Raw genomic sequence first — 17821 nt, forward strand, 5'->3', positions numbered from 1 at the left:
TAATTTCGGAATAATCAGTTCACTTTATAAGGTAAATAGTCGCTATCACGACTTTTGTTAAGGAGGATTGTCTATATGAGTGAAGAGGGGAAAAACTTATCGAGACGTGATTTTTTGAAAACCACGGGTATTGCTACAGGCACATTAGTCGGTGGTGGGATAATTGGCGGTTTGATCGGCTACAACACCAATAAAAAATCTAAGCCATCTAAAAATGCCAATAATACAACGGGGCATGATGAGCATACTGGCGTTCCGGCTCGAATGTTCTTTATGAGTCAGACCGATTTTCAAGTCTTATCAAATGCCACTGAACGTATCTTTCCAAAAGATAATCTAGGGGCAGGTGCTATTGATTTAGGTGTACCGTACTTCATTGATCGCCAGTTAGCAGGGAATTATGGTAGTAATTCTAAAGAGTACATGCAAGGACCATTTGCTGAAGGGGCGCCTACACAAGGATATCAAAGTCGTCTTACTCGTGCTGAAATCTTCACTCAAGGAGTTATGGCTCTAGAGAATGAGAGTAAGAAACGTTTTAAGAAGGGCTTTTCAGATATTACCGAAAAACAAATGGATGAAATACTAACAGCTTTCCAAAAAGATGAGGTGAAGATGTCAGGGACGACATCAGGATTTTTTTTCGCACTTCTTCGCTCAGCAACACTAAACGGCGCTTATGCTGATCCAATGTACGGAGGCAATCGTAATATGGAAGGTTGGAAAATGAAAGGTTTCCCAGGGCATCAAATGGCATATATCGGTGAGATTGAAAAAGATGAATTTAAAAAATATGAACCTAAGTCTCTTTAGGATTATCTAGTATGGAGGTGAATAATAATGGTTAAGACTTTACCAAAAGTAGATGTAGTAACGGTAGGGGTTGGTTGGTCCGGAGGAATTATTGCTGCAGAGTGTGCAAAGGCAGGGTTAAAAGTAGTAGGGCTTGAACGCGGACAGAAACGAGGTACATCGGATTACCAGCAAATTCACGATGAGTATCGTTATGCTATACGTTATGATTTAATGCAAGATTTGTCGCGTGAAACGATAACATTCCGTAATAATCGGAAAATGAAGGCATTACCAATGCGCCAATTAGGTTCTTTCTTGTTAGGTGAAGGATTAGGGGGATCAGGAACACACTGGAATGGACAAACATTCCGCTTTTTACCCTATGATTTTCAAATAAAAACAATGACTGAAAAAAAATATGGCAAGAATAAGTTAGGTGCCGAATATTTAATTCAAGACTGGGGTTTAACTTACGAAGAGCTTGAGCCTTATTTCGATACATTTGAGAAAACAACGGGTATATCAGGCGATGGAAAAAACAAGCATGGCGGTAAGCGATCAAATCCATATCCTACACCTGCGATGAAAACAACACCCCTTTTAAAAAAGTTTGAAAAGGCGAGCGGGAAATTAGGTTATAGCCCATATATGATGCCGTCTGCCAATCTGTCGGAACCATATAAAAATCCCGATGGTGAACAAATAAATGCCTGTCAATATTGTGGTTTCTGTGAACGTTTTGGCTGTGAATACGGTGCGAAAACATCACCAGAAATTACTGTTGTACCAACAGCAACTAAAACAGGTAATTTTGAGCCACGATTCCATGCAAATGTTGTAGAAGTAGTAAAAAAGGGAAATAAAGTATCGGGAGTAAAGTATTTAGATACAATTTCAGGTGAAGAGTTTATTCAGCCAGCAGATGTTGTAGTACTAACAAGTTATGTCATGAATAATGCAAAATTACTTATGGTATCGAATATCGGTGAAATGTATGACCCGACAACAGGAAAAGGAACACTAGGTCGGAATTATTGCTACCAAATTTTACCTGGCGCTTCAGGCTTTTTTGATGAACAATATAATACTTTTATGGGTGCAGGTGCTTTAGGTATGTGTTTTGATGATTTGAATGGTGATAATTTTGATCACTCAGATTTAAAATTTATTCATGGTGCTAATGTCGCATTAACGCAAACGGGCACGAGACCTATTGGTACAAATCCTATTTTACCTGATACGCCAACTTGGGGAGCGGAGTTTAAAAAGCAATCTATTGAAAATTATACGCGCTCATTAGGGGTTGGTGGTCAAGGTGCATCAATACCTCACAAAGAGAACTATTTATCGTTAGATAATGTTTATAAGGATTCCTATGGTGTCCCATTGTTACAGATGACTTATAACTTTACAGATCAAGACAGAGCATTACACAAACATATTTCGAAAAAATGTGGAGATATTTTAAAAGAGATGGGCGCAAAAACAGTTGTAGTCAATTCAGAAATTGACCAATATAATATTGTCCCTTATCAATCTACACATAATACCGGTGGAACTGTTATGAGCTTAACGCCAGAAGAGGGTGTTGTGAACAACTACTTACAACATTGGGATGCAGATAATTTGTTCGTTGTAGGTGCTGGAAACTTCTCGAATAATAGTGGTTACAATCCTACTGGAACAGTTGGTGCTTTAGCTTATCGATGTGCTGAGGGTATTATCAAATACAGTAAAAAGGGCGGCTCGCTCGTTTAATAAAGGAGGAAGGCAATATGTTTAGTCCATCTGCAATCGGAATACCAGGTTTAATCATTATTTTAGTTATTGTTCTTATTGTCTTTGGTCCAAAAAAATTGCCGGAAATCGGATCGGCAGTAGGGAAAACTTTTGCAGAATTCAAGAAGTCTACAAAGGGATTAATGGATGACGACGATGAAACACCACCTGAAAAGAAAAAAGAAATTTAGGTAAATATTTAGCCTATGGATCCTTATGAAAATAACAGTAAAAAAATATTAAGCCCTTTAGACAAAGAACCTTATGAGACAGAGATAACAATAAAAAAGGCATTAGCAGACAAAGGACAAGAAACTGTTGTAGTTTCAACAGTACTCTCTACAGATTCATCGGCTACTGAATGGGCAGTCAAAGATGTGGTTGAATCATTATTTGATCATTTAGCAGATTTACGTAAGCAGCTGATTAAAGGTTTAGTGGTTTTTCTCTTTTTCTTTTTTGTTGTATTTGCATCAGTTAACTGGTGGTTTCCTTTTATTACGAAAGGAAATTCACTTGTTATTTTAGGGCCATTAGAGGTTGTGAAGTTTTATATGTCAATCTCTAGTACTATGGCTCTTGGGTTAGCCTTACCTTTTTTAATGCATTTTTTATGGAGTTTTATAAAACCAGGATTAAAGGAAATTGAAAGTCGTTTTCTTGGGATGTATTCTCCAGTCATGTTGTTACTATTTTTACTTGGTATTTCTTTTGGCTTTTTTGTAGTTAACCCACTTAGCTATAAATTTCTAATCAGTATCGGTCAGACGAATTTTGATGTTATGATATCGGCAAGTGAGTATATTCATTTCTTAATAATGACAACTGTACCCGTCGGCATTTTATTTGAGTTGCCGATTGTAGCTCTATTTTTATCTTCAATTGGTTTACTTACGGCAGATATAATGAAGGCGATTCGAAAATGGGCATATGTATTTATGGCGGTTTTTGCATCAATGACAACGCCACCTGATTTTGTTAGTCATTTATTAGTTTTAATACCGATGATTTTGCTTTACGAAATCAGTATTTTCTTAGTGAAAAAAATAGAGCGTAAACAAATGCTGAAGAATGCAATTAGTGAGTAAATAGCACAACTAGATGACCTTTCAGATAACTGAGTTATTTGAGGGGTCTTTTTATTTGCAAATTAATGTATTACTCTTTAAGCATATTTTTTTACATAGCAAACCTTGAAACATATTATTATTATAATTGAATAAGCATAACTTGAATTCTATGAGAATATATTTTATTGTTTACGCTTTCATTATATCGTTATGAAGAAGGAGGAGTACGGTATGTCAACTTTTATGGCCGAGATAGTAGGGACAATGATTTTGATATTGTTCGGAGGCGGCGTTGTTGCGGCTGTTTCTTTGAAAGGTTCTAAAGGAAAAGATGGTGGTTGGATTGTTATTACTGTTGCCTGGGGTCTTGCAGTAGCTATGGGAGCATTTGCAGTTGGAGGGATAAGTGGTGCACATTTAAATCCTGCATTGACAATTGCATTAGCCACGATCGGAAAGTTCGAGTGGGCAGATGTTCCAATGTTCATACTTGCGCAAATGATTGGAGCAATTATTGGAGCTATTTTAGTATACCTAACTTATTTGGCGCATTGGAAACCAACTGAAGATCCCGATGCTAAACTAAGTGTATTTTGTACAGCACCAGCATATAATCATCCGTTATCAAATTTAACAACGGAAATGATTGGAACATTTATCTTAGTTCTTGGTATTTTAGCTATAGGCACAAATAATATTACAGATGGCTTAAATCCTTTAATAGTAGGTGCTTTAATTATCGTAATTGGTATGGCACTTGGTGGCCCAACAGGGTATGCTATTAATCCAGCACGTGATTTAGGGCCTCGTATAGCACATTTCTTCCTACCGATTCCAGGGAAAAGAGATTCCAACTGGAGTTATTCATGGGTACCAGTAGTCGGTCCGATTATTGGTGGATTGTTTGGAGCATTATTTTATAAGCAAGTTTTTGAAGGAGAAAATAGTATCGCATTTTGGATAGTTGGAGTAATCGTGCTAGCAATTTTCGTAGGAGCACAATCTACAGTGAATAAAGTTGTAAGATAGAATAATAAATTAAAATCTGGAGGTCATCATATGACAAAAAAGTATATTCTGGCATTAGACCAAGGTACTACAAGCTCACGTGCAATTTTATTTGACGAAGAAGGCAATATTTTTAATAGTGCTCAACAGGAATTTCCACAATATTTCCCACAATCAGGATGGGTAGAGCATAATGCAGAGCAAATTTGGAGCTCAATTTCATCTGTCATAGCGGGTGTCCTTTCAGAGAAAAATGTCCATGCATATCAAGTTCAAGGAATTGGTATCACCAATCAACGTGAAACGACTGTTGTTTGGGATAAAAATACGGGAGTACCAGTGCATAATGCTATCGTATGGCAATCACGCCAAACAGCGGGCATTTGTGAAGAGCTGAAAGATAAAGGCTATAATGATTTATTTAGAGATAAAACGGGATTACTTATTGATGCATACTTCTCAGGCACAAAAGTGAAGTGGATTTTAGATAATGTTGAAGGGGCAAGAGAAAAAGCGGAGAATGGTGATTTATTATTTGGTACGATTGATACATGGCTGATTTGGAAACTAACAGATGGGAAAGTACATGTAACCGACTATTCGAATGCTTCTAGAACATTAATGTATAATATTTACGACTTAAAATGGGATGAAGAGCTATTAGAGATTTTGGGTGTCCCAGCATCAATGCTACCAGAAGTTCGTCCTTCATCTGAAGTGTATGGTTTAACGGATGGAAATCACTTCTTTGGTCAAGAAGTACCTATTGCTGGTATTGCGGGTGACCAACAAGCTGCTTTATTCGGTCAAGCTTGTTTTGAAAGTGGCATGGTGAAAAACACTTACGGCACAGGATGTTTTATGCTCATGAACACAGGTGAAAAGGCTGTTAAATCCGAGAACGGATTGTTAACAACGATTGCTTGGGGAATAGATGGTAAAGTGGAGTATGCATTAGAGGGTAGCATTTTCGTAGCGGGCTCGGCTATTCAATGGTTACGTGATGGTTTACGGATGTTCCATGATTCAAAAGAAAGTGAGCGCTATGCAGAAAAGGTTGACTCTACTGATGGTGTATACGTTGTTCCCGCATTTGTTGGGTTAGGTACACCATATTGGGATAGTGATGTACGTGGTGCTGTATTCGGTTTAACACGTGGTACAGAAAAAGAGCATTTCATACGAGCAACACTTGAATCATTAGCGTATCAAACAAAAGATGTGCTGGGTGCAATGGAAGCAGATTCAGGTATCTCGTTAAAGACATTACGTGTGGATGGCGGAGCTGTCATGAATAATTTGTTAATGCAATTCCAAGCAGATTTACTTGATGTTCCAGTAGAGCGTCCATCAATTAATGAAACTACAGCACTAGGTGCAGCATATTTAGCAGGATTGGCAGTTGGATTCTGGAAGGATCGTGACGAGATTTCGAAATACTGGAATTTAGATACGCAATTCAGTCCGAATATGGAAGAAGATAGACGTGAAAACTTATACAAGGGCTGGAAAAAGGCTATACATGCAGCCCAAGCGTTTAAATAATAGTTATACACATGTGGCAGTTCCCTTTTCAAAGGTGAGCTGCTTTTTTTATAACATTTTGTGTATAGTGGGGATAAAAGTGTGTATAGTGGATAAAAAAATTATTTATTTGAAGTAGATTTAATCTTCTTTGGATATCTAAGAGACTTTTCCACTATTTTTTCTAAGAATGTGGATATCTCGAAGGAAATTGTTAATAGTTTTAGTGGAGAATAGTATTTCAGAGAAAGGGTATCATATGGATGCCTTTTCTTTTTGTATAAAAAAGCCGTGAAAATAGTAGGATTATGTTACGCTAAAGGAAAGGTGATATTTTTAAGTGAAATGCATACTTAAAGCAGAAACGGAGAAGTGTGTTGTATGGTAAATATTTTTCAAGGGTATTACAAACAGAAGTTAAAAAAACCTCAAGATGTCCTCTCATATATTGAGGAAGGGGCAGATATTATTATACCGATATCGAATGGAGAACCAGTAAAGTTATTGGATGTTTTGGAAGAGAACGCAGAATACTTAAAAGATGTGCGTATTCATCAAATGTTAACGATGCATCCACGTAAATATATAGGTGGAGCTTATAAAGGACACTTATCACATGTCTCATACTTTTTGAGTGGTGCTACACGTAAAGCTTATCATAATGGGCATTGTGAATTGATGCCAAACTATTTTCATGAAGTACCACGAATTATGAAGGATTATACTAAAGCATCTCTTGTAATGGCAGTTGCTTCACCGATGGATGAGCACGGATATTTTACGCTTGGAACACAAGCAGATTATGCTGCATGTTTTATAGGAAATGCACCCTTTTTCTTGGAAGTAAATGAGCATATGCCAAGAACATTTGGTCAAAATTTAATACATATTAGTCAAATCGAAGGGTTTATTGAGCATCATACACCGCTTGTAAAAAATCCAGACCCAGTAATCGAAGAAAAAGACATACGGATTGCAGAATATGTTGCAGAATATATTAAAAACGGTGATACATTACAAGCTGGGATAGGTTCGATTCCAAATGCGGTTATTAGTTTACTAAATGATCATCGCCATTTAGGTATTCATACGGAACTGATAACGGACGGGGTAGTTGGTTTAGTGGAGAAAGGTGTAGTCGATGGGTCTCAGAAGAAAACGAATAAGGGGAAAATCGTTGGTACTTTTGCGTTAGGGACGGATAAATTATATGAATTTTTGCATAATAACCCAATTGTTGAATTCCAAACAGTTGATGTAACGAACGATCCACGCTTAATTGCCAAAGAGGATAATATCGTTTCAATTAATGCCACAACGGAAGTGGACATGTATGGTCAATGCGCCTCTGAAACAGTTGCAGGCAAGTATTATTCTTCCACTGGTGGACAATTTGATTTTGCACGTGGAGCAAATTTTGCGGAAAATGGCCGTGGATTTATATGCATGCATTCGACTACGAAAAACGATACCATATCGAGAATAAAAGTTTTATTAACAAACGGCTCAGTCGTAACAACCTCCAAAAATGAAGTAGATAAGGTAGTAACGGAGTATGGTGTAGCCGAGCTAAAAGGCAAATCGATATCAGCGAGGGCTAAGGCGTTAATCGAAATTGCGCATCCGAAATTTAAGGACGAGCTTATATTTGAAGCAAAAAAACTAAATTTAATGTAAGAAATTCTAAACCCGTTTTTTCACTAAACGGGTTTTTTTGATGAATATTAAACATTGTTCACGATATCAAAATGGCATGTTACATATATATACCTATAAGAGAGAAAAAATTATGTTAGGAAATCTAAGTATAAACATATATTTTCAAAAATAAATAGATAGGAGACGCTTATGATGAAGGAGCAGTTAACATTACTTGAACCACAATTGAAAAGTGTTTTTAAGTATCTGCATGAAAATCCTGAAATTAGCTGGAAAGAAAGGCGGACTACAGATTATATTAAAGGAATATTAGAACAAGAAGGGTACGAGGTTCATACGTTTGCAGATAGTACTGGTTTATATGTGGAAATCGGTGAGGGTAGACCTGTTGTAGGACTACGAACTGATATCGATGCCTTATGGCAAGAAGTTGATGGGGAATTTCAGGCGCATCATTCGTGTGGACATGATGCGCATATGACAATGGTGATTGGCGTTTTACTACTATTAAAGCGCTTGAAAAGAACGTGGCGAGGTACCATTCGGGTATTATTCCAACCTGCTGAAGAAAAAGGACAGGGAGCATTGTCCTTTGTTGACCGTGGATTGGTCGACGATATGGATTATTTATTTGGAGTACATGTCCGGCCGGTGCAGGAGCTACGTGATGGCACATTTTGCCCAGCGCTATATCATGGTGCATCCAGACTATTAAGTGGCCAAATTAACGGTGTGGAATCACATGCTGCAAGACCCCATTTAGGTAAAAATGCAATTGAAATTGGTGCAAGCTTAATCGAAGCACTAAAAACGATTCATATAGATACAATGATTCCATTTTCGGTAAAAGTGACGAAATTTCAAGCGGGTGGAGAATCAGGGAATATAATTCCGGCGAAAGCCTATTTCACGATTGATGTTCGTGCTCAAACAAATGAAGGAATCGAGCAGTTGCATTATGGAATAGAGCGTACAATACGTGCAATTGAATCGTTGTATGAAGTGTCAATTGATTTACAAGAACAAGTAAGGGTTGCAGCAGCTGAAGTAGATGACGAAGCAAAGGATATAATTGAGCAAGCAATTATTGAATCCGTAGGTGAAGAGTATTTGCGTCCCCCTGTTATTACACCAGGTGGAGAGGATTTTCATTTTTATACGGTTAAAAGGGCAAATGTAAAGGCAGCAATGTTAGGGCTTGGTTGTGGATTAACTCCAGGGCTACATCATCCAAAAATGACATTTAATAAGGCTCAATTGATTGTGGGAGTAGAAATTTTGGCACGAACAGTATTAGGTGCATTTGCACATGTGGAAAAGGAAGCCCTCTCTTGCTGAAAATCTTAGATTAGCGTATCTTTTATTAAAACGTTAATCTAAGATTCGATAGTGGAAGGTGCGGTAGCGTGAAGATAACAGAAATTAAAATTCGGCAACTAAGTATGCGAATGAAATCGCCATTTGTAACAAGCTTCGGTACAGTGCAAGATAAGCAGTTTTTAATATTAGAAGCTAAAGATGATAGTGGAATGTCCGGTTGGGGGGAAGGGGTTGCATTTGAAATCCCTTGGTATACAGAAGAGACAGTTAAGACGAGTTGGCATATGCTTGAAGATTTCCTTATTCCACTAGTGCTTAAGAAAGATATTCAGCATCCTGATGAAATAAGCGATATGTTCAAAGTAATCCGCCAAAATAAAATGGCAAAGGCGACTCTTGAATGTGCCATTTGGGATCTATATGCGAAGAGTACAAAACAATCACTTTCGCATGCATTAGGTGGATCGAAAAAGAAAATTGAAGTGGGTATAAGTATTGGTATTCAGCCGACAATTGATCAACTGCTACAGTGCATTGAAAATAATATTTTAGCAGGCTATAAACGTATGAAGGTTAAGATTAAACCAGGTATGGACATTGATGTCATTCATGCAATTCGAGCAAAGTTTCCAGAAGTGCCGCTAATGGTAGATGCCAATTCAGCTTATACTTTAGATGATATAGAATTGCTTAAAAAACTAGATGAGTACAATTTAATGATGATTGAGCAGCCACTTGCATCGGATGACATTATCGACCATGCAAAGCTGCAAAAGCATTTAAAAACGCCAATTTGTTTAGATGAAAGTATTTGTTCTTATGAGGATGCACGTACAGCGATTGAGCTTGGAAGCTGTGGTATTATCAATATCAAGTTTGGTCGTGTAGGTGGTTTAACTGAGGCAAAACGAATTCATGATTTATGCCAGCAACATGATATTAAAGTTTGGTGTGGCGGCATGTTAGAATCTGGTATTGGGCGAGCACATAATGTCGCACTTACGACGCTAGAAAACTTTGTGTTACCAGGTGATACTGCAGGATCAAGTCATTATTGGTCTCAAGATATTATTTCTCCTGAAGTAGTTGTTGAAGATGGCTATATTTCAGTGCCGGAAATTTTTGGGATTGGATATGAACCAAATATAGAATTGATGGATCAACTTACAGTAAGTCAAAAAGTTTATCGATAATAAAAAAAGCTATGCAAAATTTGCATAGTTTTTTTTAGTGATTACATATTTAATAGTTTACTCATATAAAGTTCATCTTCAAATTCATCGTTTATTTTCAATGATTGTCGACGCTCCCCATCTATTGTAAAGCCGAATTTATTGTACATATTGATTGCGATAGCATTGGATTTACAAACACTTAGTTCTAGTCTTTGAATGGTATTTGATATTGCCCATTTTTCAGCCTCTTTTAAAAGTGCTGTACCAATCCCTTGGTTAGTAAATTTCTGCATGACACCGAGATAAATTGATGCACGATGTTTAGCACGTGGAGCTTTATTACCAGAAATAGAGATCAAGCCCCCAATTTGACCTTCAACAACTGCTACAATAATGGAGTTAGAACTGCTTTTACGCAAGTTAGTAATTTTCTTGCGTACACTTTGTACAGATGGATCACGTTCGTTTTTACCATAGAGCATAAAATCTGTCTCTGCATCTAACGTAGATAATAATTGGGCTAAGTTACGTGCATCATCCGTTTCAATGGAGCGAGTGATAAAAGTATTTTTGGCATTTTCTAAACTATCCAATTCATCATTATTGTTATTTGTAGGTTTTTCAAACGTCACATGATAACCAGGTTGTATTGTAGTTACGTAGTATCCTTGTTCTACCCAAGCTAGATAATGTTTTAGAGGAGGTTTAGTTTTTTTCCACCAACTCTTATTTAAATAGGAGGAGTTAGGTAATGAATGTCCCATAATTGTTTCGATTTCTGTGAAGGAAAGTTGAATTTTATCGTCTTTTGCGGAGCTGAAATATTCAGCTAGTGGTATGTATTTCTTTTCAATCTTATTTTCCATTATTACCCCTCTTTATTATATGTATATATTATATTAGAAATAGTAACATAGTATTAAGTCTAATTACATGATTTTTATGATTATTATTAATTTTAATGGATAAAAAAGACTATGTTAATCTAAGGGTATTTTGGAACAGATAGTGTGGTTTTGTAAAATTAACTTTATAAAAATATAATACAGGAATAATATGTTTTTAATTAAGGCTATAATAAGGCTTGAACATTTAACATCAAAGTGCTGACATTCTTTTTCAGTGCTAATTGTGATAAGATATATTCGGAAATTATTGAAATCTAGGAGGCAAAATTTAAATGAGTAAAGTACTTGTATTCGGACACAAAAACCCAGATACTGATACAATCACATCTGCGTTAGTATATGCATATTTAAAAAAACAACTAGGCATTCATGCTGAAGCTGTTCGCCTTGGCGAACTGAACAACGAAACAGCTTACGCTTTAGAAAAATTCGGATTTGATGCACCACGCTTAGTGGAAAAAGTTGCAGGAGAAGCTGCTCAAGTAATATTAGTTGATCATAACGAACGTCAACAAAGTGCTGATGATATTGCTGAAGTTCAAGTAACGGAAGTTATTGATCATCACCGTATTGCTAACTTTGAAACAGCAGATCCATTGTACTACCGCGCTGAACCAGTTGGTTGTACAGCAACAATTCTAAATAAAATCTTCAAAGAAAATGAAGTTGAGATTCCAGCTAACTATGCAGGTCTTATGTTATCTGCTATCATCTCGGATACATTATTATTCAAATCACCAACATGTACAGAGCAAGATGTAAAAGCAGCGAATGAGTTAGCTGCAATTGCAGATGTTGACGCTGCTGCGTATGGGCTTGCAATGTTAAAAGCAGGTGCTGATTTAAGTGATAAATCATTAGAAGATTTACTTTCTCTTGATGCAAAAGAATTCAGCATGGGAGACCACAAAGTTGTCATCGCTCAAGTGAATGCTGTTGATGTAAATGACGTTTTGGATCGCCAAGCTGATTTAGAGGTTTTATTGAACAACACTGTTGCAGAAAAAGGTCTAGACCTATTCTTTTTTGTTGTAACGGATATCATAAACAATGATTCAGTTGCTGTTGCAATAGGTGCACAAGCTGAAAAAGCTTATGCAGCATTTAATGTTGTGGCAGATAATAATCGTGCGCTATTAAAAGGTGTAGTTTCTCGTAAAAAACAAATTGTCCCAGTATTAACTGACGCATTAAAATAATCCTCATTAGAGGAGGAACTGCCTATTTCAATTGAAATAGGCAGTTTTTTTTATTGCTGATAAGAACCAAGAAGATTACACTTACGACCAACTTTATAATCCACTTAGGTCAAGTGGATATACTGCAGGTCCCTCAAGTACTGCACCATCCTTTGAAAAACGTGAGCCATGACAAGGACAGTCCCATGTTTCATCAGCTTCATTCCATCTAGTTTTACAACCTAAATGAGTACAGCGCGGCATAGCACGACGAGTGACATGACCGCCGACAAAATCCTTCGTTACTTTACCACCTAGTTTTAAAGCTTGTAAAACTGCATCTCCGAATTTAGTATGCTTCGGAGAATAAAGAGAGATTCCGACATTCTGTTTTCCAACAATTCCGTCTCGGAGCAATTGTGCTGCCACAATTGAATTAGCTAATCCCCATTTTCTGAAACCGGAGGCCATCCAAATATTTGGTAAACGGGAACTAATCTGCCCAACATAAGGAATTAAGTCTACCGTTTCAGGATCTTGCGCTGACCAGTGATAGTTGCAGTGGTTAGCTGCGAAATTATCTTTAGCCTCTAATTGCAACGCTTCATAATACATGGAGGTATTAGAAATAGTACCTGCCGGGTGGCTATCCCCAGCTAATAATATAAAAGGTTTGTCATCGATTAATGTTGTTCGAATAGAGCGACCAGGTTTATCGATAGATAAATACTGACCTTTATACAATTCGCTTGCCTCAAAAGCCACGATATAAGAACGAGTGACTTCCAGTTTGAAAATTTGCATACCAATTATACCTTCTAGTGGATAATGGGAGCATAAGATTAGTTCTTTATAACAAACTGTATGACCATTCTCTAGTTCTACACATGGTTTTAAGATATTGACCTTTTGCACGCGTGAATGCTCGTAAATCTCAGCTCCTGATTGGATTGCCTTTTCTGCGATAGTCCGTCCAAAGCGTACAGGATGGATTTGTGCTTGTTTGGGCATTTTTAAGGAGGCGGCAATGTCATATGGAATTTCGCAATCGGCATTCCATTCTCCAGGAATACCAAGAGTCTGGTAAGCCTTCCATTCATCTTCTAAGTCCTTTTTGCCGTCAGCTTTCTGTGTATATAAAAATGAATCCGCATGATGCACACAATCGGGTTCTGCTAAATTAAATGATAGATCCACTGCTTGCTGGTTGAGTTCATAATATTGTTGTGCTGCTTCGACACCAAATTTAGTAATAAGTTGGCTATATAATAGACCTTGTTGTGCAGTTACTTTCCCAGTAGAATGGCCGGTAGTACCTGAAAATAAAGTATTACCTTCTAATAAAGTAACTTTCCTACCAACTTTTGAGAGTAAGTAAGCAGCGAGTATGCCAGAAATACCCCCACCAATAATACAGATGTCAGTTTCGATTGATTGTTCGAGTGAAGGTCTTGCAAAAGGTGCTTGTTTATCTAGCCAAATTGAAGATGCCATAAGATGCCTCCAAGTACATTTTTTTTAGCATGTGGAGTATTTGAGAAATTATGTATAAGCAGATAAATTGCTGTTTCAAATGTTCACATATACAATATCTGCAAGAGGTGAGCATTGATGAAAATTGAAATTTGGTCAGACTATGTATGTCCATTTTGTTATATCGGTAAAAGACAATTAGAAAAAGCTTTGCAAAATACGGGATTCAGTGAACAAACACAAGTGATATTTAAGAGTTATCAGTTAGATCCAAACACTCCGGCTATTACGGATGAATCCATGTACGAAGCGCTAGCTAAAAAATTCGGCTCTACAATTGAAGCGGCAAAAGCCCAAACAGTTGGTGTTGCTGGCCGTGCAAAAGAAGTAGGATTAGATTTTGATTTTGAAAATATGAAACCTGCTAATACTTTTAAATCACATCGTTTAGCAAAATACGCTGAAGCAGAAGGTAAAGCTGCTGAAATGACTGAGCGTTTACTACGTGCGCACTTTATTGAAGCAAAACAACTTGGCTTAACTGAAGTATTAGTAGAGTTGGCAGTAGAAGTCGGTTTAAATCGTGAGAGAGTACTAGATGTACTAAATTCAGATAATTATTCTTCAGAGGTATTGGCTGATATTCAAGAGGCTTCACAAATAGGTGTTAGAGGTGTCCCATTCTTTGTATTAAATCGCAAATATGCAATTTCAGGTGCTCAACCACAGGAATTATTCGAAGAAACAATTCGTAAAGTGGCAGCAGAAGAGGGAATTCAACCCACACTTAAAATGATGGGTGTAGAAGGTACAGACATTTGTGAAGGTGGCAAATGTGAACTTTAATCTTCAGTCAAAAGTATGAGAACAGATGCATTGACAGTGTATCTGTTTTTTTATAAAATAAAATTATCTTGAATTTGAGATATTTTATTCGAGAACTATTTTTAACTAAGAGAAAGAGAGAGATTAAATTGACAAACGTATTAGTTGTTAAAGCAAATAACCGTCCTTCTACTGAAGGCGTTTCTAGTAAAATGTATGAAGTATTCATGGAGGAAGTAAAAGGTGCACAAGATTTAAACGTGACTACATTTGATGTATTCGCTGAAGATCTACCATACTTCGGACAAGATTTATTCAATGCATTTGGTAAAGTACAAAGTGGTGAAGAACTTACAGATATAGAAGGTCGCCTTCTTACTGCAAAACAAAAAGCAATGGACGCTTTAACTGCTGCTGACGTAGTAGTATTCGCATTCCCATTATGGAACTTAACAATTCCAGCTAAATTACAAACTTTCGTTGATTACGTATACCAAGCAGGTTTTGCTTTCAAATATGATGCAGAAGGTAACATGATTAACTTAATGCCAGAGAAAAAAGCTATTCTTTTAAGCGCTCGTGGTGGTATCTATTCAACTCCAGAAACAGCACCAATGGAAATGGCTGTAAACTATATGCGTAATGTATTCGGTGGCGTATTCGGTATGTCAGTTGAAGAAGTAGTAATCGAAGGCCATAACGCAATGCCAGACAAAGCAGAAGCAATTATTGCTGAAGGTATGGAACGCGTTAAAGCAGCAGCAAAATCATTATCAGCTGTTCACGCTTAATATAAGATTATTAGTGAATGCCTAATTTTTAGTTAGGCTATTTATAAAGAAAGAGGGAGGCCCATTAAATGGTGCTTCCCTCTTTTCTATTGCGTTCAAAACTTTTATAACGAGTGCCTTGAAATGTTAGTAAACCAAAGTCTCCCTCTACGAGGATTCCGTATTCACGCCCGCTTACAGGCAATTCAATTCGGTCGCCACTTTGTACCTCAAAGGTCCTTTGCTTTAATGAAGAAACAAAAAAATAACCAGTCACAAAAGTGTGACTGGTTAGGCTTGCTAGGGTAATAGCAATTTTCTTAGAAGTTTTAAATTGAATTAAGCAGGGTTCGCTTCAAGTTCGATATTAATTTTGATATCATCGCCAACTAGTACGCCACCAGTTTCTAGTGCTGCGTTCCAAGTCAAACCGAAGTCTTTACGGTTAATTTTAGTTTCAGCTTCAAAACCTACAACTTCTTGACCCCATGGGTTAGTACCTTTACCACCGTATTCAGCTTCAAAAGTTACAGATTTCGTTACATCCTTAATTGTGAAATCTCCAGTAATTTCGTATTCTCCGTCACCTGTAGATTTAATGTTTGTAGCAACGAAAGTCATTTTAGGGAATTGTTCAGCATCAAAGAATTCAGCTGACTTTAAGTGATTATCGCGATCTTCATTGTTTGAATTTACACTCGCAACATCAATTTCGAATTTAATTGATGCACCAGTTAAATCTTCTGGATTAGCATCGATATCTGCAGTAAAAGAACCGAAGTTACCTTTAACCTTTGAAATCATCATGTGTTTGACTTGGAAACCTAAATTAGAGTGAGCTTGGTCTACGTTATATTTTGCCATTTTAAAATTCCTCCTAAAAAGTGTTTGTTATTTAGTATATTTATCATAATACAATATTATCTCGAAATCAAGAGTTTCGAATTAAAGATAATATGAGTGTTATGTTACAGATGAATTTTATGCTTATGCATAGAAAATCATGTCACTCTTATTTAAATCTTTTACAATTATTTTCCCCTCATCTTCAGAGAATGAAACATTGAAGGTTAGTAAATTTTCTTTCAGTTTGTTTAATTCATCTTTTGAAGACAGCTTAAGAGAGTATCCCATTAATCCAATAGCATTTTCTGGTGGGAGTGGAGCACCTACACCTTGCCAAATATTTGTTGCAATGTGGTGATGATAACCACCGGCAGACATAAAGAATGCTGAATCCATAAAGTTAGTCATTAAATCTAATCCTAGAGCCTTTAAATAGAAGTGGCTTGTTGCATCGTCTAAGTTCGTAACGTTTAAATGCATGTGGCCTAAAATTGTACCATCTGGAAACCCTTTCCATGAACGCTCCGGTTTGTATAAAGCCATGATGCCTTTGAAATCGATCGGTTCAGTAGCTGTGTTCACTTGACCGTTTGGTTCAATCAGCCACTCACTTCTTGGTAGATCGCGGTATATTTCAATTCCGTTGCCTTCTGGATCACTTAGATAAAACGCTTCAGAATAAAGGTGGTCACCTGCTCCAGAAATAGGAGCGCCAATTTCTAATAAATTTCCGATAACATGCGCTAAATCTTCGCGACTTGGTACTAATATAGCGAAGTGGAAAAGACCTGTAGTACGTGTTGGTCTTGGCACAGCATCCTCTGTAGTAGTTAATATTAGAATGGGTTCAGTACTACCTGCACCAAAGATAACTTCTGAATTGGATTCCTTAATTACGTGGAACCCTAACATTTGATAAAATTCTTTTTGCTTTTCTAGAGATTGTACACGTAACTGTACATATCCTAATGTCATTTTGGGATCTAATTTGAAAGTCAAAGTAGTTCCTCCCCTCAAATATTTTACACTTACTTTTCGTAACTAACTATAAAATAATAAATTACTTACGTCAAGTAAATAAGTTACCGAAAGTTTACTTTTTAAAATAATCCCGCTACAATAGCATATATAGAGGTGAAACAAATGAAGGAATCAGCATTATGCCCTCGTTTAGCAAAATCTATGGATTTGATAGGTAAACGCTGGATGGGCTTAATTTTATATCAATTATTAGATGGACCACAGCGCTTTAATGAAATTGAATCGTCGATGCCAATTAGCGGGCGACTGCTATCTGAGCGTCTAAAAGAACTTGAAAAAGAAGGTCTTGTTGAGCGCCATGTGTATACTGAAGTGCCCGTTCGCGTAGAATATACTTTGACAGAAAAAGGCCAAGGTTTAAAAGCTGCGATTGATGAGATTGAAAATTGGTCTAAAAAATGGCTTTAAGTGAAAATCACTTGAAAAAATGCCATTGTCTATTCATACTAT

The 17821-nt window shown here is 36.9% G+C and carries 18 protein-coding genes; 13 read left to right on the plus strand and 5 right to left on the minus strand.

From position 1 onward, the window contains the following. Positions 1-75 precede the first annotated feature (75 nt). The 9 genes from MKY02_RS01515 to menC all read left to right on the plus strand — a co-directional run bounded on the left by MKY02_RS01515 (position 76) and on the right by menC (position 10348). Positions 76-813 (plus strand): gluconate 2-dehydrogenase subunit 3 family protein, encoded by a 738-nt coding sequence (locus tag MKY02_RS01515; protein WP_038186139.1) that lies wholly within the window; start codon positions 76-78, stop codon positions 811-813. Between the two features lie 27 nt (positions 814-840). After that, positions 841-2553, plus strand: a complete 1713-nt coding sequence (locus MKY02_RS01520) for a GMC family oxidoreductase (protein ID WP_038186135.1) — start codon at positions 841-843, stop codon at positions 2551-2553. A gap of 17 nt (positions 2554-2570) precedes the next feature. Beyond that, a complete protein-coding gene (gene tatA / locus MKY02_RS01525) occupies positions 2571-2765 on the plus strand; it encodes a twin-arginine translocase TatA/TatE family subunit (RefSeq protein WP_038186132.1) in 195 nt (64 codons plus the stop codon). A gap of 15 nt (positions 2766-2780) precedes the next feature. Further along, positions 2781-3662 (plus strand): twin-arginine translocase subunit TatC, encoded by an 882-nt coding sequence (gene tatC, locus MKY02_RS01530; RefSeq protein WP_038186129.1) that lies wholly within the window; start codon positions 2781-2783, stop codon positions 3660-3662. A gap of 213 nt (positions 3663-3875) precedes the next feature. After that, positions 3876-4673 carry an MIP/aquaporin family protein gene (locus tag MKY02_RS01535; protein WP_038186126.1) on the plus strand — a complete coding sequence of 266 codons (798 nt, stop codon included), beginning with the start codon at positions 3876-3878 and terminating at the stop codon, positions 4671-4673. A gap of 30 nt (positions 4674-4703) precedes the next feature. Then, positions 4704-6197, plus strand: a complete 1494-nt coding sequence (glpK, locus tag MKY02_RS01540) for a glycerol kinase GlpK (protein WP_038186123.1) — start codon at positions 4704-4706, stop codon at positions 6195-6197. Positions 6198-6557: 360 nt separating this feature from the next. Further along, positions 6558-7853 (plus strand): acetyl-CoA hydrolase/transferase family protein, encoded by a 1296-nt coding sequence (locus MKY02_RS01545; protein WP_340710513.1) that lies wholly within the window; start codon positions 6558-6560, stop codon positions 7851-7853. Positions 7854-8027: 174 nt separating this feature from the next. After that, positions 8028-9173: a M20 peptidase aminoacylase family protein gene (locus tag MKY02_RS01550; RefSeq protein ID WP_038186116.1), complete on the plus strand. Its 1146-nt coding sequence runs from the start codon at positions 8028-8030 to the stop codon at positions 9171-9173. Positions 9174-9241: 68 nt separating this feature from the next. Next, on the plus strand, positions 9242-10348 hold the full coding sequence (gene menC, locus MKY02_RS01555) for an o-succinylbenzoate synthase (RefSeq protein ID WP_076034769.1): 1107 nt from the start codon (positions 9242-9244) through the stop codon (positions 10346-10348). Between the two features lie 41 nt (positions 10349-10389). On the opposite strand, the gene MKY02_RS01560 is transcribed toward menC, so the two are convergent. Continuing rightward, positions 10390-11196: a GNAT family N-acetyltransferase gene (locus tag MKY02_RS01560; protein WP_038186112.1), complete on the minus strand. Its 807-nt coding sequence runs from the start codon at positions 11194-11196 to the stop codon at positions 10390-10392. A gap of 314 nt (positions 11197-11510) precedes the next feature. Here MKY02_RS01560 and MKY02_RS01565 point away from each other — a divergent pair, with 314 nt between their 5' ends. Then, positions 11511-12437 (plus strand): manganese-dependent inorganic pyrophosphatase, encoded by a 927-nt coding sequence (locus tag MKY02_RS01565; RefSeq protein ID WP_340710515.1) that lies wholly within the window; start codon positions 11511-11513, stop codon positions 12435-12437. A 93-nt stretch (positions 12438-12530) separates the two neighbouring features. Here the strand turns inward: MKY02_RS01565 and MKY02_RS01570 are convergent, their stop codons facing one another. Then, a complete protein-coding gene (locus MKY02_RS01570) occupies positions 12531-13910 on the minus strand; it encodes an FAD-dependent oxidoreductase (RefSeq protein ID WP_038186108.1) in 1380 nt (459 codons plus the stop codon). 117 nt (positions 13911-14027) lie between these two features. On the opposite strand from MKY02_RS01570, the gene MKY02_RS01575 reads away from it, so the two are divergent. Both MKY02_RS01575 and MKY02_RS01580 read left to right on the plus strand, forming a co-directional pair. Continuing rightward, complete coding sequence (locus MKY02_RS01575; protein ID WP_340710516.1) at positions 14028-14735, plus strand: DsbA family oxidoreductase; 708 nt, start codon at positions 14028-14030, stop codon at positions 14733-14735. 128 nt (positions 14736-14863) lie between these two features. Further along, the gene (locus MKY02_RS01580; RefSeq protein ID WP_038186102.1) at positions 14864-15505 is read left to right on the plus strand and encodes an FMN-dependent NADH-azoreductase; all 642 of its coding nucleotides are present in this window, start codon (positions 14864-14866) and stop codon (positions 15503-15505) included. Between the two features lie 64 nt (positions 15506-15569). On the opposite strand, the gene MKY02_RS01585 is transcribed toward MKY02_RS01580, so the two are convergent. The 3 genes from MKY02_RS01585 to MKY02_RS01595 all read right to left on the minus strand — a co-directional run bounded on the left by MKY02_RS01585 (position 15570) and on the right by MKY02_RS01595 (position 17329). Beyond that, a complete protein-coding gene (locus MKY02_RS01585) occupies positions 15570-15761 on the minus strand; it encodes a DUF2500 domain-containing protein (protein WP_412104691.1) in 192 nt (63 codons plus the stop codon). Between the two features lie 62 nt (positions 15762-15823). Further along, positions 15824-16348: a YceI family protein gene (locus MKY02_RS01590; protein ID WP_038186090.1), complete on the minus strand. Its 525-nt coding sequence runs from the start codon at positions 16346-16348 to the stop codon at positions 15824-15826. Between the two features lie 123 nt (positions 16349-16471). Then, complete coding sequence (locus MKY02_RS01595; RefSeq protein WP_051448741.1) at positions 16472-17329, minus strand: VOC family protein; 858 nt, start codon at positions 17327-17329, stop codon at positions 16472-16474. 144 nt (positions 17330-17473) lie between these two features. Between MKY02_RS01595 and MKY02_RS01600 the strand changes: the two genes are divergently transcribed. Further along, positions 17474-17779, plus strand: coding sequence for a winged helix-turn-helix transcriptional regulator (locus tag MKY02_RS01600; RefSeq protein ID WP_038186087.1), 306 nt, complete (start codon positions 17474-17476; stop codon positions 17777-17779). Positions 17780-17821 lie beyond the last annotated feature (42 nt).

The sequence above is a fragment of the Viridibacillus sp. FSL R5-0888 genome (assembly GCF_038009105.1).
GTDB lineage: Bacteria > Bacillota > Bacilli > Bacillales_A > Planococcaceae > Viridibacillus > Viridibacillus arenosi.

What these genes read in the sequence shown, in the direction of transcription:
- MKY02_RS01535 (WP_038186126.1), top strand. Translation starts at nt 3,876, where the DNA reads ATGTCAACTTTTATGGCCGAGATAGTAGGGACAATGATTTTGATATTG.
- MKY02_RS01590 (WP_038186090.1), bottom strand. Translation starts at nt 16,348, where the DNA reads ATGGCAAAATATAACGTAGACCAAGCTCACTCTAATTTAGGTTTCCAA.
- MKY02_RS01565 (WP_340710515.1), top strand. Translation starts at nt 11,511, where the DNA reads ATGAGTAAAGTACTTGTATTCGGACACAAAAACCCAGATACTGATACA.
- MKY02_RS01550 (WP_038186116.1), top strand. Translation starts at nt 8,028, where the DNA reads ATGAAGGAGCAGTTAACATTACTTGAACCACAATTGAAAAGTGTTTTT.
- MKY02_RS01575 (WP_340710516.1), top strand. Translation starts at nt 14,028, where the DNA reads ATGAAAATTGAAATTTGGTCAGACTATGTATGTCCATTTTGTTATATC.
- MKY02_RS01545 (WP_340710513.1), top strand. Translation starts at nt 6,558, where the DNA reads ATGGTAAATATTTTTCAAGGGTATTACAAACAGAAGTTAAAAAAACCT.
- MKY02_RS01515 (WP_038186139.1), top strand. Translation starts at nt 76, where the DNA reads ATGAGTGAAGAGGGGAAAAACTTATCGAGACGTGATTTTTTGAAAACC.
- glpK (WP_038186123.1), top strand. Translation starts at nt 4,704, where the DNA reads ATGACAAAAAAGTATATTCTGGCATTAGACCAAGGTACTACAAGCTCA.
- MKY02_RS01570 (WP_038186108.1), bottom strand. Translation starts at nt 13,910, where the DNA reads ATGGCATCTTCAATTTGGCTAGATAAACAAGCACCTTTTGCAAGACCT.
- tatC (WP_038186129.1), top strand. Translation starts at nt 2,781, where the DNA reads ATGGATCCTTATGAAAATAACAGTAAAAAAATATTAAGCCCTTTAGAC.
- MKY02_RS01520 (WP_038186135.1), top strand. Translation starts at nt 841, where the DNA reads ATGGTTAAGACTTTACCAAAAGTAGATGTAGTAACGGTAGGGGTTGGT.
- MKY02_RS01600 (WP_038186087.1), top strand. Translation starts at nt 17,474, where the DNA reads ATGAAGGAATCAGCATTATGCCCTCGTTTAGCAAAATCTATGGATTTG.
- tatA (WP_038186132.1), top strand. Translation starts at nt 2,571, where the DNA reads ATGTTTAGTCCATCTGCAATCGGAATACCAGGTTTAATCATTATTTTA.
- MKY02_RS01560 (WP_038186112.1), bottom strand. Translation starts at nt 11,196, where the DNA reads ATGGAAAATAAGATTGAAAAGAAATACATACCACTAGCTGAATATTTC.